Source organism: Microbulbifer maximicatervae (SeqCode) (assembly GCF_052467385.1).
Genome location: NZ_CP174311.1, coordinates 4,866,701 through 4,892,185 on the forward strand (window position 1 = coordinate 4,866,701; position 25,485 = coordinate 4,892,185).

Consider the following 25,485-nt stretch of genomic DNA (forward strand, 5'->3'; position numbering starts at 1 on the left):
CTCGCTAAGGAGTTCTTTCAGCCGCTTAGAAATTAGCGGTTACCATGATCCAAAGCTTGTCGGTGTCAGTGCTGTACTCATCAGCACGATAAGTTGCGTACTTAACGAGTGCAGAAATGTCGTCGGTGATTTTGTGCCCGTAGCTCAGGTTCCACTCATCACCGTAACTAACGGAGCCCTCGGCCGCTTCAAAATTGTGATAGGTCAAACCCAGCTTGCCACCGGCCACTTTCATAGAACCGCCAACATACAGATCTTCGACACCATCAGCGGGGGTTCCCAGGAATTTATCAGTGAAACCCTGGAACTTGTGCAAGGTTGCCAGCGGGGTTTTAAAACCAACGTCATTGTCGGAACCCAAAACTTCATAACCGAGTTTTGCCGCAACAGGACCCAGATCAGCGCCAAGCTCTGCCAGGTAATAATTAGCACTATAGTCATACTGGTTGTCACCAATATCTGACTGGTGCGCATAACTCAGGTTGGCTTTTACCGGACCAAATTTACCTTTGTAATCTACCCCATAAGTGCGGCTGGCATTATCGGTGAGATCTTCCAGATCCAGATTGTAAACAAAAGCGCTGATTTTATGGTTTTCAGCTACTGGATAAATCGCGTGTAACAGTTGGATATCGCCGCCCATATCGGAACCGGCACTGTCTTCACCGAAAATACGGTTAACGTTGTAGACGTAGCTATAATCCAACTGGAAGCTATCGGCACTTCCGTACTGGTAACGAACACCATCGTAAGTCTGCTCGTTTTGTCTCCAGCCAACACCGCCGACAAATCGCTGCCCGTCCAGGTTAATGCGCTGGCGACCGGCGGTAATTATGGAGTTGTCACCATTGTAGCGAATATAGGCCTGGTTAATTTCAGTTCCTTCTGGATCAACTACAGTCGGGTAGTCAGTTTTACCATTAATGGTGGAGTTGTAGCTGTCATTGCCAACCGCCGTAACATCATCCATTTCCAGGAAGCTGGTAAAGCCACGGTAGCTGCCACTGCGCCAGTTGAGGCGGGTTCTTAAAGTGGATGCAACTGCTTCATCATCAATGCCATCCTGATCAACAGTCTCTACGCGGTAACGCAGATTCAATCCGACTTCACCGGATTTCAACGCATCCACCAGAGTGGCATTTTCACTTTCCTGCGCAGCGGCCTGCAATGCGACAGTGCTGCATGCCCCCAACAGTAAGGCACCGAGAATTTTTGGGAATTTGGAAACGGTCATGACGCTTTTCCTTTGCAACAACGGAGTGAACAGTGACAAATTACAATTTTTCAGACTCGACTGAAACCATATATTTTTTCCTGCTTAATTAATCTTTACTCCCTAGCCTTTACTCAGGCGTAATCCCTTATTGGTAGTGGGCACTACCTATCCGGCAAAGCCTCGGTTTCGCTGGTTTCCTCAAGCAGGAAATTATTTTGCTGTGCGTACTGTAAACGCTGCATATAATTTTCTCTTTGAATCGCCAAATACATAACCAACATACAAATAGCGAGCACACCGTAGAGCAGCATAAAGGCCGCACTGTGGATACCTACTAAGTCCTGAGCGATACCAAAAAGAACAGGCAGGGTAAAACCACCGAGGGCACCAATAGTGGCTACGGTACCGCCAACACTCCCCATATGCGCGGGGAAATTATCGTGCAGCGCTTTGTAAACAGACGCGCGGCCAAATCCCTGGGCGATACCGATAACCAGTAGCAGTAAAGTGAACAGCTCAATACCCACTTCAATATTTAAATGCACATCCCGTTCCACCCCGTGAATAGTCATACTGGTGGGCGGGTAACTGAGGAAGAAAAGACAGACCAGGCAGGTCCAGAAAACACTCCAATTGACGGTGCGCGCACCGTAGCGATCGGCAAACCAGCCCCCCAAAGCGCGCAGTGAACTGGAAAGGGCCACAAACAGCAGGGTGAGTGCCATTGCTACTGGCGTACTGACTTGGTACACCGACAGATAGTAATTCGGCAACCACAATAAAAGCGCGAGAAAACTGCCAAAAACAAAGTAATAGTAGAGCCCATAACGCCAAACCCGGATTTGCGTTAGCGGCTTTAAATGACTGCGCAGATCCGGTTTTCCCCGGCTGCGCATATAGCGGGTTTCCTCTGGTGCAAAAAATTCGAATAAAACCATCATCAGGATAATCCCGGCTCCATAAACCGGCCCTATCCACTCGCGGCCAAACCAATTTTGAATGGCAGGAGCCAATGCCAAGGTAATTGCAGCTCCGGCATTCCCTGCACCAAAAATGCCCATCGCAGTACCCTGCCGCCCTCTTTCGAACCACGGGCTGATATAGCGAATCCCCAAAACAAAAGACACCCCGGAAATACCCAGCCACAACCCCGCCAGCAAGTGGGCCCCATAGCTATCAATTAAGGGCAACAAAAAGAGCACCGGCAGCAATAACAGCATCTGCAATAAAATCAGCTTTTTCGCAGAAAAGTATTCCACCAGTAATCCCACCGGAAAACGCAACAGCGCCCCGCTCAGAATTGGCGCAGCCAGTAGAACCCCGTATTCAGTTGCAGACAGATCCAACTGCCCGCGAATCTCTACCCCCAATACCGCATAGAGCGTCCACACAGAAAAGTTAGCGGCGAACATGGCCGAGGCAAATATCAGCGCGCGCCCGGCAAGTTGCTGTGTATATTGCACGGCAGGCATCTCCAAAATATTGGCTGTCGAAAATTAATTGCCACCCCGGTTATGCACCGCATTGAGCCCCCGCCCAAGAAAAGTGATCACAGAATTACAGCGGGGGCGAGAAATCTACAGAGGCAAGCTACTGGCAAGATGCACAAAAAATCGGCTAGCGACAATTACTCCCAAAAACCCTTTTTAATCATTATCAATTTCCGCCAAGTACCCCCACAGGGGTAGAAACGCACTAAAAACCGCCCCTACCCACTCCGAGCTACTAACCCCAAGGGGTTACTCCCTTCCATATACAAATCAATTTCCCTTCCACTTACCCCTTTTGCGCGCTTTCCCTCTGGCGCTGCTCAAATACTATCGGTCATGACCCTATCCACCTCTAAAAATTTCTGAGAAGCCGGAGAAAATAGTCATGAGTCAATCCAGCGGCCTCAATTTATTTAATTGGGGCGATCCCAAAATAAAGACGCTGCACGTTACTTGGTTTGCGTTTTTCCTGACTTTCGTGGTGTGGTTCTCCCACGCTCCGCTGATGGTCTTTATCAAGGAAGCGTTCGACCTCACCAGCCAGCAAGTAAAAGCCCTGTTAATCCTCAACGTGGCACTCACCATCCCCGCCCGTATCATTATCGGTATGCTGGTGGATAAATTGGGGCCGCGCCTGGTGTACAGCGGTCTGCTGATGACCTCATCTTTAATCTGTTTGGGCTTCGCCACCGCAGACAGTTATGAATCCCTGGCCCTGTTCCGCTTCCTGCTGGGATTTGTGGGTGCCGGCTTTGTAATTGGTATCCGCATGGTGGGTGAATGGTTCCCAGCCAAACAAGTCGGCCTGGCAGAAGGTGTTTACGGCGGCTGGGGGAATTTCGGTTCTGCTGCCGGTGCCATGACCCTACCCACCATCGCCCTGCTGTTCGGCGGTGAAGACGGCTGGCGCTATGCCCTGGGCCTCACCGGCATCATCGCCGGCCTGTACGGCATCATCTACTACCGCGTTGCCCGCAACACTCCTAAAGGTTCCACTTACTTCAAACCGAAGAAGAGCGGCGGCCTGGAAGTAACCAGCAAGCGGGATTTCTACTTCTACCTGCTGATGAATGTGCCCATGTACCTGGCACTGGCAGCGCTGGCTTACAAACTGTCTCCCAGTGGCGTAGCCCTGCTGAGCCAGAATGCCACCTACGCAATGTGGGGACTGCTGGTAGCACTGTTCGCCTTCCAGACCCGCATGATCTGGAATGTAAACAAAGACCACCTGCGCGAAGGTGTGCCCGAGCTGGAAAAATACAATTTCAAGCAGGTAGCCATCCTCGACCTGGCCTACTTCGTTACCTTCGGCTCTGAGCTGGCCGTGGTTTCTATGCTGCCCCTGTTCTTCCTGGAAACCTTTGAAGGACTGAGCCCAGTGAAGGCCGGCCTGCTCGCCTCTGGCTTCGCCTTTATGAACCTGGTGGCCCGCCCAACCGGTGGATACTTCTCTGACAAACTGGGACGCCGCCGCAGCCTGATGTTCCTGATCGGCGGCCTGGCAGTGGGTTACTTTGTACTGAGCCAGATTAACGGCAGCTGGTGGATTCCCGCTGCGGTCATCGCCACCATGTGCTGCTCTTTCTTCGTGCAGGCCGGTGAAGGTGCCGTATTCGCTGTCGTACCCCTGGTCAAGCGCCGCATGACCGGGCAGATCGCCGGTATGGCCGGAGCCTACGGCAACGTGGGTGCGGTTACTTTCCTTACTGCCCTGTCTTATGTCAGCTACAGCCAGTTCTTCCTGATTATCTGCGGCGCAGCAGCGGTGATCTTCTTCGCCTGCCTGTTCCTGGAAGAGCCCAAAGGCAATATCGCCGAAGTGCTACCGGATGGCACGGTGCAGCTGATCAGCGTGGAGTGATCGTAAAGCAGTTATCCAGCAACAAACGCAAAGGAGGGCCAATGGCCCTTCTTTGTTTTTCGCCGTTGGTCTGAGGGGACGAAAAGAGATAGGAGAAAGCTGTGAGCGAAACCAATTCCGGGGTGCAAACAGAAACCGAGGCAAACCCCGAAGCCCAGACACCGCGATTGAGCCACGGCCTCTGCACCAGTGCCGGCATCAAACCGCAGAACGAAGATGCCGCAATCTACCACTGGCCAGACAACCCGCACTTGCAGGAATACCTGGGCGCAGTCGCCGCACTGGCAGACGGAGTCAGCTCCGCCGAAGCCGGCGCCCTCGCCAGCCACACCGCTACAGAGCAGTTTGTGCGGGACTATTACAAGGTGCCGGATACCTGGTCTGTGGCCCACGCCGGACAGAAAATTCTCGCCTCCATTAACAGCAAGCTATACCGCAAGAGCCACGACTTTCCCCAACAGGAAAAAGGCTTCCTCTGCACCTTCTCTGCCCTGATTTTTAAATCCCGCACCGCCCACTACTTCCATATCGGCGACAGCCGTATCTATCACCTGCGCGGCGACAACCTTAAATGCCTCACCCGGGACCACAACATCACCCTGGCCCACCGCCAGCAGATGCTGTCCCGCGCGCTGGGAATGGATACCGGCCTGCAAGTGGATTACGGCCAGCTCAGCCTGGCTAAGGACGATGTACTGCTGATTACCAGCGACGGCGTGCACGACTTTATCAATCAGGATCTGCTGCGGGAGCTGCTGGCAGATACCCAAACAAGCGAACAGGAAACAGCAGAAACCCTGGTGCGCCTCGCCGAGGAAAACGGCAGTGACGATAACCTCTCCGCATTAGTGGTAAAGGTAAAAGCATTGCCACAAACCACCCTGGACGACTACAGCCGCCAGCTTACCCGCCTGCCCTTCCCGCCGGAGTTGGAACCGGGCATGGTATTGGATGGTTACCAGGTGGAGCGGGAGCTGTTCTCCTCCCAGCGCAGCCAGCTGTACCTGGTGCGCGACAGTGCCACCGGGGAAATCCTGGTAATGAAAACTCCCTCGGTAAATTACGAGGACGATATCCACTATATCGACCGCTTTATTCAGGAAGAATGGATAGGCCTGCGTATTCGCAGCCCCCAGGTAGTGCGCCTACACCGCCAGACCCGCCCGCGCACCGCGCTCTATTACCTGATGGAGTATGTGCAGGGCAGCACCCTGGAGCAGTGGATCACCAATAACCGCTTTCCCAAACCGGCGGAAGCGTTTCGCATCCTTAAGGAGATTGCCACCGGGCTTCAGGCCTTCCACGATCAGGAAACCATTCACCAGGATTTGCGCCCAGCCAATATCATGATCGACGGCGACGGGCGGGTAAAAATTATCGATTTCGGTTCAGTCTATGTCGCCGGCAGTGCCGAGATTTTCCGCCCCCTGGAGCACCCGGAAGCGCTAGGTACCGCCAGCTACTCCGACCCCCACTATATCCTCGGGCACAACAGCGGTATTCGCGGCGATGTCTATGCTTTGGCCACTATTGCCTACGAAATGTTTACCGGCGAATTGCCCTACGGCGAAGAAATTGAAAACTGCCGCTCCCACGCCGACTTCGAGCGCCTGCGCTACCGCACCGCCAGCCAATTTAACCCGGTAGTCCCCATCTGGTTCGACCGCGCCCTGGAACGGGGATGCAGTATCGACTTGGAACAGCGCTACTCCACCCTAACGGAATTTATGCGCGACCTGGCCAATCCTAACCCCGATTACCTAAGGGAAGATCCTACTGAGAAAGGGGATGCGTCTTTGTTTTGGAAGGTTCTTTGTGGGATTTGGGTGGCTACTTTGTTGGCGGTGGCAGCTTTGTTTTCGTCTAGTGCTTAGCAATTGATACTATGCACCATAGTCCCACCTCCAGAAGTGCTGACATGAGATCTTCACAAAATACCTAGATCTAGAAAACAAAGTAAAAAGGTATTATCTACCGCGACTTATTTGTTCTATTTGTAGCATCTGACAACTTCCTATGCTGTTATAAACAGACCAAGAACAATATCGTATTGCCCATCGAATTCTATACGCTAAAATACTTGTTTTTACTGGCTTCTACCTATAAGGAATGTAGCCAAAATATAACCACGAGACAAACTTTTTGCTAATGCACTTATCATTTTTACTTGCTATGTTCATATCTCAATCTTCCGTATATTTCAACAACTAATATGCTAAATCTACTTTTGAGTACGCAGTTTTAAATATCAATCATATATTCTTCCATTAAGTAGATCCTTAATGCTTTTATACAACTTAAAGTTATGCTGGTGGAATATCGCATTATCACCTGCATCGCCAAAGGCCACGTCGCATGCTAGTGACGAATCATATGGTCAGATCAGCGAGCACATTAAATTTCTTTTTGAAATTGAACATGTTGATTTTCTAGCTGTATGTGAGATCTCTGAAACTGATGTAGATAAAGTCCTCAACGAGTTAAATTTCGATACTATGTCAGCTCTACCATTATGTGACAAAGTCGGAAGGACAAGGTTTGATATTGCTGTTTTCTATAATAAAAATAAGATAACGATTGAAACCGACCGAAGCATTACGAAAATCATCGAAAATAACACTATAAAAGCTGCGCAAGTTGTTAACTTGTACAATCTAGATGATGGAGAAAAGATATCTATCTTTTTGTGCCATTGGGCAAGTCGCTTAAATGGAAATGGATTTGAAAGAAGAGCCAAATCAGCTCGACTCGTAAATGACTATGCAATGCAAATTATGGAGAGTGGTGAACATGTTATAGTTATGGGAGACTTTAATGATAACCCTTATGACTCTAGCATGATTGATCACTTGGACTCGTCTCGATGTATTGAAACTGTCGCAAGATATCCAAAACAGTATCTGTACAATCCATTTTGGCGGGAAATTATTTCAGCGGAAAAATACAGCCATACATCTTGTGGTCAACTATTCAGATCAGGAACGCTAAAATACAAGAGTGGTGCTGGCACTTTGTGGCATACTTACGATCAAATGTTATTCTCTGGTAGTTTTCTTGGGCAAGGTGATTGGCATTTAAACGAGCATGAGACAAAAGTACTTTCAAGAGAAGAATTTATTGAGCCTTTTGATGACAAAGACAGCTTTATTGATCACATGCCTATTGTTTCCGAACTAACTAGAGTACCTACGGAGGTAATTGAGTGAACTTTAGATTTGATGAGCTTCTACAGGAAGGCAAAGCTAACGCTGATATTGTAGCTAAAAATAACAATGAAATTCAGGCTGTGGTTGACCTCCTTGCGCGCTCTGTTACTAGTTTTCTTGATTTTAGAGTCGAAATATTTGAAGAAGCTGAATATGAAACACCAAGTTCAGCTCTTCAAAGGATTGCTTCAAATAACTTACTTGAAAGTAATAAACGTAAACCCACAGGCTATGCAGTTTTATATTTTCGAAACCCTGAGGCAGACATTAAAAAACCATTTGTTCGAATCAAGCGATCTGAAGATGGATACCCTATTAGTGTTATTCATAAGAAAAACCATATAGTTTGTGAAAACCAATTGGAATTTGGTTCTGCCCTGGGGCAAGTAATCTCCGATCCACAGCTTCATCTATCATTAAAAACATTTATTGCAAAGGTAAACGCAGAAAAATCGGATCCCGACCTTGGCTTAAGCGCACCGGAATGTTGAGCAAATCAAAGTTACCTCATAGATTTTTAGGAAAATTATTTAATTTATAATCATAATTTCTTTTTGATAAATTCTTAAATCAGGATAAAAAGCACTGGCAATTACGTAACCCGGGTAGGAAATTTTTATTTAGTAAAACATAAGCTTGCCGTACCATTGATACTGGCTCTACCAAATCATTGAAGCGGCATTCCAAATAGATCTTGAATCTCCGTAGATTGAAAGCTACGTCCTAAAAGTAAGATTATTCATATAAGTCAGATACACTTCACCTACTATGCGACTTTGACCGAGTAGCAAATAGTGAAAAGCTATAAATTTTATCTAAGCAATGGGTAGTTGCAATGATATTACTACAAGCAAATAGACCTCTTTATAAATACATGGCATGGGATCCCAGCCATGAATTCTTCTTATCTCCAAAACTGAGGTTTACACAACCTGGTGTGTTCAATGATCCCTTTGAAGGTCAAAAATCATCAGCCAGCATGCTAAAAATACTTGAAATGCACAATGAAAACGGTGCTATTACCGAACAGATAGGCCACTTAAAAAAGAATGGTATTAATCTAGTCTACGATGATATTGGTGTCCTATGCCTAACCACAAAGCCTGATAATTTGCTAATGTGGTCTCATTATGCACAAAATCATGAGGGGTTTGTTTTAGAACTTGACATTACACATCCATTTTTCAATCAGAAAATAAAAAAACATGGATCTGAGAACATATGCTCATACACAGGCACACCGCTTAAAGTTCAATATAGAACAGATAGGTATGAGGGTTCATGGACAAATGATTCTACTCATAATGCCCTTCTTGTTAAAAGCGTCGAGTGGAGCTATGAATAAGAATATAGAATGTTCCATAATATTAGTGCTGCTGATAACAAACCGATACAGACAGATACAAATGACAAAAACAATCAGCGGAGTATTGTACTTTTTAATTTACCTCCAGAATGCATTAAAAAAGTCTTCATCGGTTGTTGAGCAAATGAGAAAAACTTACGCGGAAGTACAAATCGAGACGAAATAATTAATCAAATAAATGAAGCAAATAAAGGCCAATACAATAGTATAGATGTATTTGATGTGAGCTTACACCCGAATCAATTTCAACTGAATTTTCAGCCTATCGGGAAAACAAAAAGTCACAACAGATCAACCTGATAATAAAAAAATAATTTTAAACCATCCATTTCTCTATACCGCCACAGACTAAAAATATGCAAAAGATCATTAAGAACCCCGAAGATTGTAGCGAAAGTGAAATCAGAGTATTTGAAAAATTCGTTATAGAAGGTGGTGAAGTTTCAACAGTCGGTTTAAGACAAAGAATTTACCAAGCTGAGAAACTTATCTTCATTAAAGATGATAATCAGTTCATAGCCATAGGTGCTCTCAAAAACCCAAAAGTCAGCTATAAAGAAAAGATTTTCAAAAAATCAAATGCTCAAGACCAAAGTGAATACAAGTATGAGCTGGGCTGGTTATATGTAGTAAGCTCTGCCCGTGGAAAAGGCTATGGCCGTGAATTAATGCAAGCTATTCTTTATGGTTTATCTAAAAGCACCTGTTTCGCTACTACTCGAGAAAACAATAGTCATATGCATTACCTACTAGAAAAATTTGGATTTTCTAGAATGGGGAAACCTTATAAAAGCACAAAAGGAGAGTACACTTTAGTTCTTTACGGAAACTCATCCCAATGTGAGAATAGCGACTAATAATCATGCTACTTCACAGGGCAGCCAGTTTTACGTTTAATGAAGTTGGCTCGGCTGCCGCTGCTTTGGGAGATTCCATAGTTGTGAAAAGTCTCTTAGGAGTTTATTTCCTCCAATGTCCGTTCCTCTTGAACACGTATAAATATTTCTTCACGGTGAACGGGTAAAGATTTGGGAGCACGTATCCCTATCTTCACCTGATTACCCTTAACTTCCAATACAGTGACTGAGACATTGGCTCCAATCCTTAAGTTTTCACCTGTCCGGCGCTTTAAGATCAACATAGTTATTTCCTACTGACACTCAAACCATGGGTAAACCTTCTCTGATGGAAGGCTGAGAAAGTAACTTTGTGAGGAAATACGGGGTGGTGCGCGGGAACGGTAGGCATAGAAGAAGAAAAGGCAGGCAATACGCTCCCAGAGCTTGGGGAATCGCTCCAAGCCGCTGAATGTACTCCACTTTATTGAAGACGAGCGGGTTTCTAGCGTATGATCCATATAGCCATTTTGATAGGTAGATTATCAATTTGGTCAGCTGGCCCCTGGTGTTGCTGCACCTTGGGTCAGCGCCTTTTACTTACTGTTACGTCACGCTACCGTTCTCCTTTGAGAAGATGGTTCTTTAGAAAACTCTTAGATGTCTTGATTCTCTCGAATCCCTTTGGCCTTTGGTCATCGGCCTTCAAAAGGCCACCCAATTCCGGCCAAAATACCAATAAATATCTATCGATTTTACGCAGCTTTGACACTAAAACAAACTGAATAAAATCCAATAAGATCATTTTTGTGCCTATATTTTTGATGGCGATGCCCACTCTATTAAGTGCTTCAGGCCTTAATATCCGGTACGTAAGTCCCTTTCTACTCATAAGTAATTTTTCTAACCCGGACGATCCTATCGGTAGATAGTTTTTTTCTGGATAGAAAAGCTTCCGATTTTTGGAATCAGTGGACCAAATGATATGATGCAATTTCTTTTGAGTATTCTGATTTACCTTCGGTAGGGTGTAAAAGTGTATAAGTACTTCGGGTTATTAGCGTTAATATTTGTATCTGCCTGCGCTACAAATATACCGGTAGAAAAATTAAGTGGTTTAGAAGCAAGAACACACCTTGATCATGAATACTGGAGCGTCTCACTGCCAGGCAAGTGGAGCCATGAGGATAGTGAGGGTATGATCATCGCAACATCTCCAGAAGGTCAATATGCGCTCTATATCACGGTTTATACCGCCTCAGAACCTGCATCCAGCATAGCCTGGGGCAACGAGGAGATTAAGCATCTTAAGTCTGGAAAATATTCAAGGCCGGGGTATCTTTTTGACTTTCAAAAAGAGCAGAGTTATGAAAAAAACGGCAATGCTTATTACGAGCTTGATGGTATAGATGTAAAGAATGAAATGAGGCTTTATAGCAAAGGAATACATCTGGGTAGTATATTCTATACAGTATCATTTCATGATTACTATTATACCGACTCGCAAGAATCAAACAGTATATTGAAATTGATTCTTAACTTGTTTGAGACAAGAGAAGATGAATTCAAGTGGGAAGGTACAAAAAGCTTAGTCCCAGGCAGTACAGCAAGTATGAGCTTTCAGCATGACCTTTAAGGGGAGATCACATACACCCCGACCTGTACAGATATTGAATGCCCGTAGATATCTAAGCCAATAGGATGTATAACTATTGATGAACTTAAGACCAATCAAAACTCTACTAATATATTTGCTAATCCCATGAAGAAGATAGTGATCTTATCTTTAATGATGTTAAGTTTGTATACGTTAGGATTCTTTACTCAAGCCTTAGCTTATTCTCAACTGGGTATTAATCTTAACAAGTATCTATATGCTCCATGGATCAAACATTTAGAAATGGACAACCCTATAAAGGTAACTTACAACAAAAGCGTAGAGTTCTGGTGTTCTCGTGTAGAAGGATGCAGTTATCAGAACCCTAATCTTTGATTGGCCACAGCAATCGAATCGATTTATTAATTAGATGTTATTAGTAATTAGGAATATCTCCCAATGATGTGGAGTAAGTTGAAATCTCTAGTTGAAGAAAAGTTTTCTCCATCCCTGGATGGCCGTATCTCTATCAACAGTACCAGTTATGGAAACTGTTCATGTGGACATGCCTGGTTAACTTTTGATAAGGAGGTCATAGCAAACTTCTGTACAAGGGCCTTTTGGAATAGAGCGAGTGGTAATTGCTATAGAAAAGATAATCGCTGGGTTACTGATTCCGAAGTGCCTGAGCATGTAAGTGAAAAGCAGAAACTATCCTATGGTGAGGTGGAGTATGGAGAGTTATCTCGACAAGATGCCTATCAAGCCTGCTGGGAATTCGTTCATACCCTCAAAGTTGATGAAGCTCTAAACTCCGAGAACCCATTGATTCAGTCCCTAGCCACACTGGATAAGCGTTTAGGCAAGCGTAGACTCAAAGAGATTGATGCAGCAACTTTGCATCCATTAGCAAAGAAATTATTGAGCATAAGATTAGAGTCTGAAGGTATTAAAGCCCCGGCAATCACAGAACAAACCTCTTCAACGCAACATCCATAGGTTATTTAATTATCTAAGTATCCTGCAAGCCATCAAGATAATATTACAAGGTTTAGATAGCAGGGCCGTTTACTCCAACACTTAACACCAGGCATACCCGGTACGATAGTCCACTTTTCAGAAATGTAGCTCCAAATATAGATAACGCGCTCTGATTTAACATAAAACTTTGGGCGAAGATTATCTATCACACCCCATTTTTTTATTTCTTATACTCGGTGTAATGCTATGTTATTTCTTGCGTTAGTAGCATCAAGGTCCAAAGGCTTCCAAGTGCATACCTACTATACACCGTACTAACTTTCTGATTCTTAATGATTTATGTCTGTGATTGATAAATATCAAAAATAGAAGATGTGAAATAGCTTCGTTTTTAGAGCGATATTATCAGCCAAAAATACACTATAACAAACTCAGCAGTACAGGATCTCTATTTTCACTTCCTTGACCCTAATTGGCTATTGTCATCTAATCAAATCGTTCTCGATAAGGAAATTCCACAATAATAACAACTGGGAAGTTAGGTATGACAAAGACATTTTCACAGCATGCTGTAGACAAGATTAATTCTATTATGAATGATCACAGCAATCATGTTGGTAGCCAGCTTAAAATAGGTAACCCCACAAAATATAAAAATCATATTTCTAGCGATTGTATAACAATGGCAATTTGGGTTCTTAAATATAGTTTTGAGAAGCTTGGAAAGCTTAATTCCAGCAAGCGAGTGGGTGGACTTGGAGAAAAAGGTACCGAGTTAGCAAAATACTTGATTAATACTCATAACTGGAAAGGCGTATATTATAATCCTGACGTTAAGCACCCTAGTGATGGTCTTGGTGAACATATTGCGAGCTACTACAACCAGGTAAAGAAAAGCTGTACTTATAGTGTCAGTCGTGTGCCTATAAGCAATACTCTTATTAACTATAATCCGAGTAAAAATAAAGTAACTACCTATTTGAATCTAACAAAGAAAAAAGACGCAGATTACAACACGTTTGCAAATATTCCATTTGGACTGGGAATGTCAAGTGGCGGTAGGCATGTATGGCTTTATTCAAAAGAGTTTGTGTACGAATCACACTGGGAAAAAGAAGCTGGCGATGGATTATATACTAAGACACAATTAAAAATGTTTCCCTGGCTCTCAGGAATTATCGTTGTACCGCCAGACACACACAATCTTTTAACTATTACTTCCACCAACTGTAAGTAATTATATTTATGCTAAAACCTATAAAAATCCTACTACTATTTTTAATGACATTGTCATCCTTCACCTGTGCCAGCACGGAAACGGATGATGTTAAACTGGACAAAGCTCAAGTTAATGTTGTTTTACGAGAGTGGAACAAAAAAGGATTCGGCGATAAGATTGAAACAACTACATTAACGATAATAACAGCTCCAGATTACAAGGGTGATATCGTTATTTTACGTGAAAATGAACCAAAACGTGGTTTCACTGCGGAAGTTTACAAACCAAAGCCAAATGCACTGAACCCTGAGCTATGGGAATTTGTATCTGGTGATATTGAAAAATCTATAGTTAAACAACCTAACGGTAAATTCCATTTATCCGAGATGGTTGATAAAGGGGTAAGAATTGAAGTTATCGACCTAAGCAATGAAAATAAATAGCTATGTTATTTAGAGTAGCAATCCAGAGCTCCATAGATTTGTTGTTTGCATTACTACTTTCTATGGAATTTGGGTAGCTACTCTATTTATCATAGCAAGACTATATTCATCCGGTTTAAGATCAGCGCCATCACAAGTTCCTAATATAAACCTATAAGGAACTTAATAAGGTTGGCAGTTAAATAAATTTATATAGAAAATTACCGATTATAGCTTTGCCTGCCCCCAAAAGGTTTTGCAGATTGACTTCCAAAGTTTGCCGACTAGATCCTGATTGGAACGAGAGGCAGATTCTACAATTGCTCTATGTAGCTCCTTTTCAGATTCAGTAAATTCGCTTCTATATTTTTCTTCAATCTGTGCATAGGTCAGCCCTTTTGCCTTCATAAACCAAGATAAGAGCTGCCCTAAGTAAGATATTTTTTCTCTTGTTTTTTTTAGCTCATGATTTCTCTGAAGTACAGCGCCCTCACCTAACATCTTCCAAATACCAGCTTCAATCTGTTGAGCTTGCTCTGCAGTAAGCTGCTTATCTTTAGTTGCTTCTTCAAACATTTCATCTGCAAGTGCCTGTACGTTATCTGGCATAGTTGAAAGTGGAACGGAATATTCTCGCTCTCTGATTTTATAATCTTGAATAGTTGCCTGTAATATATAAATTACCGCAGCAATTAATGTGGTGATAAATTTCATTGTTATGCCTCTGTTGATTGAAGATTTTATATAAGTATTTTGAACTCAAGCTGATCCTCTAAGAGCTAAGAAATATCGGTATAAGTTCCCCCTAAAAAGACTGGATTAGGACCCTACTGATGGATCAAGAACGGAAGACATGCACCAGATCAGAGCATAAAAAATCACATACCTGAAAAATGCTATAAATTTAATAGATAGAATTTTTACAGAAATTTATTTGATGAGTGATATATCAAATTCTATAGAATATATATCTAAACTCACCAAATAGAATGACATGCTTTTAATAGAATAAGCTTACCTGGAAAAATATCTATCAGAGGAAAAACAAACGCCAGAATTTAAATTAAAAATTTTTTAAATATTAGAGTGTTATGATTTTTTTGATACTTTTAACCTACTTTAGACAAGGCCATTCTCACTACTAGCATACTTATCTAGTAAGACTTAGGTTTACCAAATAGTAACCACATTTAATTTCCATGCTTCTTTAACGGACAATAAGCTGAATCAAGCTAGACATTAACCTTATGATATCTATGAAAAGCTCTTTCTTTCATATGTTATACAATTCTGTTCTACGTCAACATTCTGTGAGGACTTACATTATATCTACAATGTAAATATGAGATCCTGAAGGTTATTATTTGTTGAAAAATTTCTATTTAATATAGATGCCCACCAACCATTTAGGCACGGTTTTCAACGCTCAGACTTCGATTGTGCCCAATTCTTGTGCGCGACTTAAAAAAAGTAAAGTTTTTAAAATTTTAACCTCTTTTTCATCCCCCCTAATATCATTTTTTTACGTCTTCAATCTAGTTGGGCCCCAAGGAAGGCAGTTTTGGCCTTGAAAAAAAATAATAGTGAGCATAAGAGAGAGAAACTCAGTATGATGATGCGCCTTCGTAAACAAAAAAATTTGATTGCTCAAGCAATCCCCGCCGCAAACTCAAGCGATTATTCAACCCCCTGGTACAGTGTGGCGATTGCCTGTTTGGTAATAAATACTGCATCTGTGGCAGCATTTGCCCAGGAGGGGCAAGGGGACAAGCCCAGTAACTATTCTGGTTCGGCTATTGAAGAAGTTACGGTTACCGCACAGAAAATTGAGGAAAGCATTCAGGATGTGCCTATTGCAGTCTCTGCGCTATCTGGGGATAACATGGATGCTTTAAAGATCGAAGGGGGCAATGAACTGTTGCGAGCCGTTCCCAATGTTAACTTCTCCAAAACAAACTTTAGCTCATACAATTTCTCTATTCGAGGAGTGGGAACTCAGTCAATTTCTGCCAGTAGTGATCCTGCCGTTGCGGTAAGTTTTAATAATGCTTCTTTAATCAGGAATCGTCTGTTTGAGCAGGAATTTTTTGATGTACAGCGGGTAGAAGTTCTGCGTGGCCCTCAGGGCACATTATATGGTCGTAACGCCACTGCTGGTGTGGTTAATATGTTACCAATCATGCCGGAAGATGAATTCGCCTCAGAGATTGAGGTTGAAGTGGGCAATTATAATAGTAAGCGTACCAAGGGTATGTTGAATATACCGCTGGGTGAAACTATGGCTTTCCGCTTTTCTGGAGCCATGACCAAGCGGGATGGCTTTGATTACAATACTTATACCAAGAATGATGTTAACGACCGGGATCTCTACTCCACGCGTGCCATTTTTGAATGGACTCCCAGTGATAAGTTTAATGCTAATTTGATTTGGCAACACTTTGATGAAGATGACAAGCGATCCCGCACTGGTAAGCAGCTTTGTACTACTGACCCCGGTGATGCAATGGTCGGTGATACGGAAACAACACAGTTTACCCAAGCAATGACAAGTCAGGGCTGTTTGCCTAGCTCGCTATATAGTAGTGATGCTTTTAGTGCACCCAATGGGGCTGGCCTTGCTTATATAGTTGCACCGACAATGCTTATCCACCCAAATCTTTTTCAAGATGGTAGTCTCACAAACCTCCCAAATCCCTACAGTGGGGTTGATCAATCACGTGATTTACGTGAAATATCCACTAGTTTTGACCCGGTATTTCGTGCAGAAAATGATTTAGTACAACTGAATTTTGAATGGGCTTTATCTGATACTCTGACATTTTATTCTCAGTCTACCTATGCTAAGGACGATTACTACTCATCTCAGGACTATAATCGTTTTACAACCGGCGCGGTCTTTACTGACTCAGCAGAACTTGGTGATAGTTGGGCATTAGGCCCTACACCTGGAGGAATTTATACCGACCCACAACTCGGTGCCTCTGATGGTATTTTGGCAGTAGATATAAGCCGCTCTGATAATGAACAGTGGAGTCAGGAGTTCCGTTTGCAAACAGCTTTTGATGGCCCCTGGAATTTCTCCGTTGGTGCAAACTACCTCAATTTTGAAACCCAGGATGATTACTTTGTTTTTAATAACATGTTCACCATGATTTCTGAATATGTTTACAGTCGGGGATACGATGAAGATGGCAATATCATTCCGATAAATTGCATTGACCCCGCCACAGATTTATCTGGGGATGACTGTATATATGTAGACCCTAATTCGTTAAACAATGTAGATGAAATGGGTCATAATTATTTTCTTAGCCGTAATTTGGTAGAAACTAGTTCCTGGGCTGTATTTGGTGAGGCATATTGGCAAATTACTGACGATGTAAAACTTACCACTGGTCTACGTTATACCAATGATGAAAAGACCACAAATCCTGTACCTAGCCAGTTATTACTTGGTAATTATTATGAAGATGGTGATACTTATTCAGGTCGCAGCTCAGGTGGTTATTCCAATATGGGATATCCTGAGGGTGAGGAGTTTTCTCAGGATTGGCAAGAGTATACCGGGCGGGCAGTGCTAGACTGGCGAGCAGATACTCCCTTTACCGATGATACTATGTTCTACGTTTCTTTTGCCCACGGTTATAAAGGAGGCGGTTCTAACCCACCACGTGCGGTGATTGATCCAGCGCGGGTTCAATACCAAGATTTACCTAATACTTTTGAACCTGAATTTGTAAATTCCCTTGAGTTCGGCACCAAGAATGTTTTGCTTGATGGCCGTTTAAACTTAAATGCAACAGCTTTCTATTACGACTATACCGATTACCAGGTTTCCCAGATTGTTGATCGTATCGCATTAAATGAAAACTTTGATGCAGAAAGTATGGGATTGGAGTTAGAGCTGGCATGGCAAATGACAGAGAGCACCAGGATGAATATGAATGTGGGTTACTTGAGAACCCGCATAGCAGAAGGGGAGGAATCTATAGATGTTATGGACCGCACCCAGGGAAATGAAGACTGGACAGTTCTGCGGCCTAGCTTACAGGTACCCTCCAACTGTATTGCTCCGGTAGAATATGTAGAAGCTGCTATGACTGCCTTGGAAGGATTTTTTGGTGTAGTCCCCCTTTGGGCATTATGTGCGGGCTCACAGCAATGGGGCGTTTACTCTGATTCTATTGAAAATCCAAATTTCCGATGGGATCAAATGCTGGCTCTTTTCGGTTACGATCTGGGCGAATATAATCCACTTACTGATGCCCCCAATGGCGGGCGCGGTTTTTCTGCTGATCTAAGTGGCAATGAACTACCAAATGCTCCTAAGTTAACGTTTAACTTAGCAGTGGAGCATGTCATTCCCCTTTCAGATTGGGAATTAGCTTTACGTGCCGATTACTATCGACAGTCTGAAAGTTATGCGCGGGTTTATAATACCGAGTATGACCGCTTAAAAGCCTGGGATAACTTCAATGCATCAGCAACCCTAACCCATCCGGAATCAGAATTGCAAATGCAGTTATATGTGAAAAATATCTTTGATGATACGCCTATCACAAGCGCCTTTACCAATAGTGATGACTCCGGCCTTACTACCAATGTATTCACCCTGGATCCGCGTATTATAGGCTTTAGTCTAAATAAGCGTTTCTGATTTTTATATTTCCAGTAAGGCACTAATATTCCTATAGTGTCTTACTGGTTTTTCAGACTGGCTATGCCTGAAAATACCTCTATTTCTAACCTTCTTTTCACTCACATAAATCATCGACCAATCGTATAGCGGGCGGTTGATGATTGTTTGCTAGGACTAGCCACACACCTCCCAATTGTACTTTATTTTGGGAATACCCTAGTCTCCCTGCATTGTCTTCTTATTAAGGCCTAAAGTAACTTTGAGCCAAAAATGCAAGTTTATAAAATCTAAAAACAAATAGTTGGGTAAAAACTATATAGCTCTACATTTGGTACATTATTAACGTGCCGAGTTAATAAAGCGAGCGGGTCAACTAATGACAGGCATATTAAAAAGAGGATAAGAATTTTTTTTGCAGAAAATGATTGATATTTAGAAGCAGATATATTGTTTTTTTATGAATATACAGACGGGGAAAAAGTAGAGCAGCCAGTACTTTCTGACTACTCTACTTTAGATATTGACCTATTAAAGGTTACTTATGGCACGAAAGATGCCTGGGGATTTGTGGAGATAGTACCGGTTATTTTGCAATCGCTACCAATACCAACGCTTGGGAGTACCGCGGCATTAAAAGTAATTTCTCCAGTAGATTGGTTAAAACTACCGGTAATATCACCAAAACAATTGCCGGTAATAGCTGCAACAGTTACATCTTTTAGGGTTACGGTATTCCCTGCATTACCTACCAATGTATAGGGCAGATTGGTAAAACTAACTGCTCCACAAAGGAAACCAGTATTCAGTGACAAGCTGCCCACAGAGGCGTTACCTGATGAATTTGTAGTAGAACTACCGGATAGACCACAAGTAAGGTTTATACCCTTAGATACTTTTATATCACCAACATTGGCCAGGCCAATGGTACCTTGGGGAGACCAGGTGTCAGCGGCTGCACCAGTGCTAACAATTGCCAGGGCGAGCGCGGTAAGGATCTTTTTCATGATCATTATTTCCTATTTTTAGTAATTAGAATAGGTAGAAGCATGAATACGCTGAGTATTCATCCCTTACGGGTAATGCATCTACATTAATCATCGCTGGAGAAGCAAAAAATTGGGCCCACTTAAACTGCAGTAATATTCAACTTCCAAGTCCTCTTATCTCCACTCCTATAAGACGCTTTTCTTCGTCAGTTCGGAGGGATACAAATTTTGATAAACATGGTATTTGATGCCAGTTTTAGTTATATTTTTTTCGTGAGGATAAATATCGGGAGTATTTATTAATTTTATGAACTTATAAATTACTTAATGATTTTCATTTATTCGTGAATATATTTATTTATAATAAGTAAGCCACTATCTGGGGGCGTAAAACTTTTTATCTTTGTCTGCTTATCCTTAATTTTTTGTTACTAAATTTGAATACTTTTTAAATATTGAGCTTTCAGTATTCGAAGATTTTAAGATAAGTCTATTTAACTCCTATCGATGTTCGAAAATCAGATAGAACTCAGGCGATAAAGTGGCATAGAAAGTAGCGTTTTTAGGAAAAGCAGAGTACTAAGGGGAGCGGCAAGCGCAGAGTAGAAGAAAGAGAGATTTTAGCGTATAAATTACATATCCAAATTGATGTTCAAATGATCAATTTGGTTTTGTACTTCTAAAAGTTGCTCAGCTCGTTCTAGGGTTTGGCCTTCCGTTTTTGCCAACTGATTATCTCCTCACCAAAATCTATCTCTAGCTCTTATTACGCCAGTATCCCGCGATTTTGAGTGCATTGGCTTTATTTCGCAGCTTGGGTAATTCAGGTATTTGAGGGCCCTATCAGTAATAAACCGCTATTTATTTATCATATTCGGTATTTAGTCGCTGTGCCTTGCACTCAGTGCAATATTGGGAGTTAGAATAAATAGAGATAAGCATGGGTCGAACATGTGATTGAGGATAACGGTATTTATGGTTACCCTCTTTGCAGTTTGGAAAGAGACGGCGGTATCGCTCCGCCCCACCTGATGCTGATAGCCGTCGGCGTTAGCAGAAGCGAAATGGAATCAAACTCTGCATTTCTAAAAATATTTAAACGCAACTGCGCTATTTATACTTATGGTCTCGAAGGGGATATAGCAGTTATAAACTCACCCCTCCTCCTGCACCTCACCATAAACATGATAAATCTCTGGCACCTGGCCGCGGTCGTCCATCCGCATTCCCAGATCTCTAATCAGGCCGTCGCGAATATCGTAGATCCAGCCGTGCAGGCTGAGGCGTTGGCCTCGGTCCCAGGCGTGCTGGACTATTTTGGTCATGGCCAGGTTTTGTACCTGTGCCATCACATTTAATTCACAAAGGCGCGCTGAGCGGGATTCTTTATCGAGGGATTCCAGCTCTTGCCGGTGGCGGGCGTAGACATCCTTGATGTGGCGTAGCCAATTATCCACCAGGCCACATTCGCTGTGGCCCATGGCAGCCTGTACTCCGCCGCAACCGTAGTGGCCACACACCACCACGTGTTCAACCTTGAGTACTTCCACGGCGTATTGCAGTACCGAGAGACAATTAAAATCTGTGTGTACCACCACGTTGGCGATATTGCGGTGAACGAACAGCTCCCCCGGTGCCATGCCCACAATCTCGTTGGCGGGCACGCGGGAATCGGAGCAGCCGATCCATAAATACTTGGGTACTTGCAGGCGGCTCAGGCGTTGGAAAAACTCCGGGTCCTGTGCCGTCCTATCTTCCGCCCAAGCGCGATTGCGCGCGAACAGTTGGCGAATCTCTGCCACCTCAGTGGGCCTCCCCCGATAAATCCAGGCCAGAGATTTGTGCGGCCTTCACCATTTTTTGCAGGTAGTCGCTGGTCATCTGGCGGCGGCGTTTTTCGGTCAGGTATTCCTCGATGCGCTCCGAGACATATTCGTATTCCAGTGGGCGGCCCGGCTCGCATTGCTCCACATAAATCAGGTGCACACCGTAGGGAGTCTCCACGGGTTCCGCTACCAATCCGGTGCCCTGCTCGAACACTGCGCGTTCGAAGGAGGCGACGATATCACCGCGCCCTACTTGGCCGAGGCTGCCACCGGCTTCGGAGGAGGAGCAGGCTGAGTGGGATTGGGCCAAACGAGCGAAGGATTGTAGCGGATTGGAGTCGGCGCGAATCTGTTCCAGCATATTCTCGGCTGCGGTGCGTGCCTTGGCGCAGGCCTCGGAGTCATCCGGTGCAGCCGGGATCAGGATATGGCGTACTTCTGCGAGGGGATCGGAGCGGAACTTATACGGGTGGGCTTCGAAGTAAGCGCGGCACTCGGCGTCGGTTGCCGGGTTCACCTGTAGCTCGCCTTTTAATAGATCTGAGACTGCGCGATCGAAAGCCTCACTGTGCAAGTCTTCATCGGCAGCGCAGAGACCCTGCCCTGCAGCTCGATCTCGTAACAGCCAGCCGATAACCAGAGCGCGTGCGGCGCAGTAAATCGCCTGACGCGGAGAATCGGCAGGCTGGTATTGCATCTCTTGGTAGATCAGGTCGGCGGGGATTTCAGTTCCGTTAACGGCCACTACCTCGGCCATCTCAAATTCGCCGCCGGCAGCATCAGTGGCCAGTAATGTATTCATGACTCAACTCCACACTGGGCCCGCTCATGGCGGGCCATTTAATAGTTGCAGGGATTAGCGCGCAGCTTTGGCGCGGACTACCTGGTAATTGCGGCGGAAGTACTGCACCGGAACACTCCATACGTGTACCAAGCGGCTGAAGGGGAACAGCAGGAACAGTGTCATGCCGAGGAAAATATGCAGCTTGTAAATGATGTTCACTCCGCTTATTGCAGCAGCTGCACCGGCACCATCCAGCGTGACAATGGACTGAGCCCAAGCCATCAATTTGAGCATTTCAGCACCGTCCATATGGCCGGCAGATACCACAATACTGATCAGGCCGAGGATCAATTGCGCGTAGAGCATCAGCAATATGGCCAAGTCCATTTTGGAAGTGGTGGCGCGTACACGCTTGTTGGTGAGGCGGCGCTTCACCAGAATGGTGAGACCGATAAAGCAGATCACCCCGAAGAAACCACCGATCCCCATTGCCATCATCTGCTTGGTGGAAGCTTCAATGCCGAGGAAGTGCCACACCGCTTTGGGTGTGAGTAGGCCGACAAAGTGGCCCGCGAGAATGGCGATCACCCCGATATGGAACAGGTAACTGCCGATGCGCAATTGCTTGCGCTCCAACAACTGACTGGAGCCGGTGCGCCAAGTGTACTGATCCCGGTCGTAGCGGATCAGGCTACCCACCAGAAATACCGTGAGGGCGACAAAGGGGTAGATGGCGAAGAGCAGCGTATTCAGATAGTTCATCTTGTTACTCCTGTGGTGCGGGCTGGGCAGAATTCTGCGCGGCGTTGGCCCAGTTAAGGGGCTGGCCGTCGCGCAGCTGCGCATTGCTGGGCCGCGTTATTGACTGGTCGCAACTATTGGCGCCGCTAAAGCTAACGGCCTCTTCCTCCCAGATCTTGTCCAGCGCCTCGGGGGTATCGTCACGTTCTTCGTTGGCGACTTCTTCCTTGAGTGCTGTCAGATCGACATATACCCCTGCCATCTGCAAGAGCGCATCCATCAGCAGGTGATAGGGACTCTCACGCTTGGACAGGCGCGCGCTCAACAGGGCAATCACATGGGTAATATCGTGAACCCAGCCGTAGGCTGCTTCCCCCTGGGTGGCACAGAACTCTAAGTAGGTGGGCAAGTAATCCGGCAGTTCGCGCTCATTCAGCTCAAGGCCGGCGCTGCGATAGCGCGCGGTCAGGTCTACCATGGCTTGGCCACGATCACGGGATTCGCCGTGGATATGCTCGAAGATATGCAGGGATACAGCGCGGCCGCGCTCGAACAAACCGTCGTATTCGCTCTGCCAATCGAGCGCATCCATACGCTCGTAATGGGAGATAAATGCCAGCAGCTTGTCGCGCAACGGAGCATCCAGGTCCTCGGATTCAGCCAACCAGCTGGTCAGCTCATCCAGGTGCGCCACCAGCTCATCGGACGGGTAATCCAGCAGGCGGGCGATCAGGTTTAGTACTTTCATCGGTATTCTCCGCTCGACCTTAGTCGACTACTTTGGCGGGTATTACTTCGCGCACTGCGTGCTGCTTGCCACCGAAAATATTGGTGCTGTCGTTGCCGGTGCTACAGCCGTTGCCGAAGCTGAAACCACAAGAGGACTTCATGTCGTAGGCGTTTTCGGCGTAGGCCTTATGGCTTGAGGGCACCACGAAGCGATCCTCGTAATTGGCCAGTGCCATGTAGCGATACATCTCTTCTACCTGGGCTACGGTCAGGCCGGCCTCTTCCAGCAATTCGCGCTCCTGAATACCGTCCACATGGATGCCGCGCATATAGGCGCGCATCACAATCATGCGTTCCAGGGCACGGGCCACTGGCTTCTCGTCGCCGGCGGTGAGCAGGTTGGCCAGGTATTGCAGCGGGATACGCAGGGTGGAGAGATCGGGGATCTCGGCGCCGCGACCCACGGTAACGGTTTCCACTTGGCCGGCCTGTACTGCGTTCTGGATCGGAGACAGGGGTGGCACGTACCAAACCATGGGCAAGGTGCGGTATTCCGGGTGCAGCGGCAGGGCGATCTGCCAGTCGATAGCCATCTTGTACACCGGAGATTTTTGCGCAGCTTCGAGCCAGGCTTCGGGGATACCTTCGGCGCGGGCAGCTTCCTGGACCTTCGGATCGCTGGGGTCGAGGAAGATATCGCACTGGGCCTGGTAGAGCGCTTTTTCGTCTTCTACAGAAGCGGCTTCCTCGATGCGGTCTGCGTCATAGAGCAGTACGCCCAGGTAGCGGATACGGCCCACACAGGTCTCGGAGCAGATGGTTGGCTGACCCGCCTCGATACGTGGGTAACAGAAGATACACTTCTCAGATTTACCGGTTTTCCAGTTGTAGTAAATCTTCTTGTAGGGGCAGGCGGATACGCACATGCGCCAGCCGCGACATTTATCCTGATCGATCAGAACAATGCCGTCCTCTTCGCGCTTGTAGATGGCGCCGCTGGGGCATGCAGAAACACAGGCCGGGTTGAGGCAGTGTTCGCACAGGCGCGGCAGGTACATCATGAAGGTGTTTTCAAATTCACCGTAAATGTCGGCCTGCACCTGCTCGAAGTTTTTGTCCTTTTTACGCTTCTCGAATTCGGTGCCGAGAATCTCTTCCCAGTTGGGGCCCCATTCGATTTTTTCCATGCGCTCGCCAGTAATCAGCGAGCGCGGACGGGCTACCGGTTGGTGTTTCTGCTCCGGTGCCTTGTGCAGGTTCTGATAGTCGAAGTCGAACGGCTCGTAGTAGTCGTCGATCTCCGGCATATCCGGGTTGCCGAACAGGTTGGCCAGTACGCGGTGCTTGCTACCGATCTTCGGCTGCAATTTACCGTTCTTCTTGCGGGTCCAGCCGCCGTTCCATTTGTCCTGGTTCTCCCACTCTTTGGGGTAGCCAACACCGGGTTTGGTTTCGACGTTATTGAACCAGGCGTATTCAACCCCCTCGCGGGAGGTCCACACATTTTTACAGGTCACCGAGCAGGTGTGACAGCCGATACATTTATCGAGGTTCAGCACCATGCCTATCTGGGCTCTAACTTTCAT

Annotated in this window: 22 protein-coding genes; 11 read left to right on the forward strand and 11 right to left on the reverse strand. The window is 45.4% G+C overall.

Annotated features, from left to right (window positions below):
- Positions 1-25 precede the first annotated feature (25 nt).
- Both ACJJIR_RS20840 and ACJJIR_RS20845 read right to left on the reverse strand, forming a co-directional pair.
- The gene (locus tag ACJJIR_RS20840; RefSeq protein WP_444906677.1) at positions 26-1,234 is read right to left on the reverse strand and encodes an alginate export family protein; all 1,209 of its coding nucleotides are present in this window, start codon (positions 1,232-1,234) and stop codon (positions 26-28) included.
- Positions 1,235-1,377: 143 nt separating this feature from the next.
- Positions 1,378-2,679 (reverse strand): MFS transporter, encoded by a 1,302-nt coding sequence (locus tag ACJJIR_RS20845; RefSeq protein WP_444906678.1) that lies wholly within the window; start codon positions 2,677-2,679, stop codon positions 1,378-1,380.
- 412 nt (positions 2,680-3,091) lie between these two features.
- Here ACJJIR_RS20845 and ACJJIR_RS20850 point away from each other — a divergent pair, with 412 nt between their 5' ends.
- The 6 genes from ACJJIR_RS20850 to ACJJIR_RS20875 all read left to right on the forward strand — a co-directional run bounded on the left by ACJJIR_RS20850 (position 3,092) and on the right by ACJJIR_RS20875 (position 9,996).
- Positions 3,092-4,567, forward strand: coding sequence for a NarK family nitrate/nitrite MFS transporter (locus ACJJIR_RS20850; protein ID WP_444906679.1), 1,476 nt, complete (start codon positions 3,092-3,094; stop codon positions 4,565-4,567).
- A gap of 101 nt (positions 4,568-4,668) precedes the next feature.
- Positions 4,669-6,441 (forward strand): bifunctional protein-serine/threonine kinase/phosphatase, encoded by a 1,773-nt coding sequence (locus ACJJIR_RS20855; RefSeq protein ID WP_444906680.1) that lies wholly within the window; start codon positions 4,669-4,671, stop codon positions 6,439-6,441.
- A gap of 408 nt (positions 6,442-6,849) precedes the next feature.
- Positions 6,850-7,773 (forward strand): endonuclease/exonuclease/phosphatase family protein, encoded by a 924-nt coding sequence (locus tag ACJJIR_RS20860; protein WP_444906681.1) that lies wholly within the window; start codon positions 6,850-6,852, stop codon positions 7,771-7,773.
- On the forward strand, positions 7,770-8,264 hold the full coding sequence (locus ACJJIR_RS20865) for a hypothetical protein (protein WP_444906682.1): 495 nt from the start codon (positions 7,770-7,772) through the stop codon (positions 8,262-8,264). The genes ACJJIR_RS20860 and ACJJIR_RS20865 overlap by 4 nt, the downstream gene beginning before the upstream one ends.
- A gap of 344 nt (positions 8,265-8,608) precedes the next feature.
- Positions 8,609-9,118: a DUF2971 domain-containing protein gene (locus ACJJIR_RS20870; protein ID WP_444906683.1), complete on the forward strand. Its 510-nt coding sequence runs from the start codon at positions 8,609-8,611 to the stop codon at positions 9,116-9,118.
- A gap of 377 nt (positions 9,119-9,495) precedes the next feature.
- Positions 9,496-9,996, forward strand: a complete 501-nt coding sequence (locus ACJJIR_RS20875) for a GNAT family N-acetyltransferase (protein WP_444906684.1) — start codon at positions 9,496-9,498, stop codon at positions 9,994-9,996.
- A gap of 95 nt (positions 9,997-10,091) precedes the next feature.
- Here the strand turns inward: ACJJIR_RS20875 and csrA are convergent, their stop codons facing one another.
- On the reverse strand, positions 10,092-10,280 hold the full coding sequence (gene csrA / locus ACJJIR_RS20880; protein WP_444906685.1) for a carbon storage regulator CsrA: 189 nt from the start codon (positions 10,278-10,280) through the stop codon (positions 10,092-10,094).
- A gap of 9 nt (positions 10,281-10,289) precedes the next feature.
- On the reverse strand, positions 10,290-10,496 hold the full coding sequence (locus ACJJIR_RS20885) for a hypothetical protein (RefSeq protein ID WP_444906686.1): 207 nt from the start codon (positions 10,494-10,496) through the stop codon (positions 10,290-10,292).
- 515 nt (positions 10,497-11,011) lie between these two features.
- Between ACJJIR_RS20885 and ACJJIR_RS20890 the strand changes: the two genes are divergently transcribed.
- The 4 genes from ACJJIR_RS20890 to ACJJIR_RS20905 all read left to right on the forward strand — a co-directional run bounded on the left by ACJJIR_RS20890 (position 11,012) and on the right by ACJJIR_RS20905 (position 14,215).
- Positions 11,012-11,611, forward strand: coding sequence for a hypothetical protein (locus tag ACJJIR_RS20890; RefSeq protein WP_444906687.1), 600 nt, complete (start codon positions 11,012-11,014; stop codon positions 11,609-11,611).
- Between the two features lie 420 nt (positions 11,612-12,031).
- Entirely contained in the window at positions 12,032-12,571 is a 540-nt protein-coding gene (locus ACJJIR_RS20895; protein ID WP_444906688.1) for an SF0329 family protein, read from the forward strand.
- A gap of 526 nt (positions 12,572-13,097) precedes the next feature.
- Entirely contained in the window at positions 13,098-13,790 is a 693-nt protein-coding gene (locus tag ACJJIR_RS20900; protein ID WP_444906689.1) for a hypothetical protein, read from the forward strand.
- 8 nt (positions 13,791-13,798) lie between these two features.
- Entirely contained in the window at positions 13,799-14,215 is a 417-nt protein-coding gene (locus tag ACJJIR_RS20905; protein WP_444906690.1) for a hypothetical protein, read from the forward strand.
- A gap of 207 nt (positions 14,216-14,422) precedes the next feature.
- On the opposite strand, the gene ACJJIR_RS20910 is transcribed toward ACJJIR_RS20905, so the two are convergent.
- Entirely contained in the window at positions 14,423-14,908 is a 486-nt protein-coding gene (locus tag ACJJIR_RS20910) for a hypothetical protein (RefSeq protein WP_444895515.1), read from the reverse strand.
- An 847-nt stretch (positions 14,909-15,755) separates the two neighbouring features.
- On the opposite strand from ACJJIR_RS20910, the gene ACJJIR_RS20915 reads away from it, so the two are divergent.
- Positions 15,756-18,851 (forward strand): TonB-dependent receptor, encoded by a 3,096-nt coding sequence (locus tag ACJJIR_RS20915; protein ID WP_444906691.1) that lies wholly within the window; start codon positions 15,756-15,758, stop codon positions 18,849-18,851.
- A 521-nt stretch (positions 18,852-19,372) separates the two neighbouring features.
- Here ACJJIR_RS20915 and ACJJIR_RS20920 read toward each other — a convergent pair.
- The 6 genes from ACJJIR_RS20920 to narH all read right to left on the reverse strand — a co-directional run bounded on the left by ACJJIR_RS20920 (position 19,373) and on the right by narH (position 25,485).
- A complete protein-coding gene (locus tag ACJJIR_RS20920) occupies positions 19,373-19,837 on the reverse strand; it encodes a PraA/PraB family alkane oxidation protein activator (RefSeq protein ID WP_444906692.1) in 465 nt (154 codons plus the stop codon).
- A gap of 1,136 nt (positions 19,838-20,973) precedes the next feature.
- Positions 20,974-21,621 carry a carbonate dehydratase gene (gene can, locus ACJJIR_RS20925; RefSeq protein ID WP_282930420.1) on the reverse strand — a complete coding sequence of 216 codons (648 nt, stop codon included), beginning with the start codon at positions 21,619-21,621 and terminating at the stop codon, positions 20,974-20,976.
- Position 21,622: 1 nt separating this feature from the next.
- Positions 21,623-22,447 carry a peptidylprolyl isomerase gene (locus ACJJIR_RS20930; RefSeq protein ID WP_444906694.1) on the reverse strand — a complete coding sequence of 275 codons (825 nt, stop codon included), beginning with the start codon at positions 22,445-22,447 and terminating at the stop codon, positions 21,623-21,625.
- Between the two features lie 54 nt (positions 22,448-22,501).
- A complete protein-coding gene (narI, locus tag ACJJIR_RS20935; protein WP_282930422.1) occupies positions 22,502-23,191 on the reverse strand; it encodes a respiratory nitrate reductase subunit gamma in 690 nt (229 codons plus the stop codon).
- A 4-nt stretch (positions 23,192-23,195) separates the two neighbouring features.
- Positions 23,196-23,918, reverse strand: a complete 723-nt coding sequence (gene narJ, locus ACJJIR_RS20940; protein WP_444906695.1) for a nitrate reductase molybdenum cofactor assembly chaperone — start codon at positions 23,916-23,918, stop codon at positions 23,196-23,198.
- Between the two features lie 19 nt (positions 23,919-23,937).
- Positions 23,938-25,485, reverse strand: coding sequence for a nitrate reductase subunit beta (narH, locus tag ACJJIR_RS20945; protein WP_444906696.1), 1,548 nt, complete (start codon positions 25,483-25,485; stop codon positions 23,938-23,940).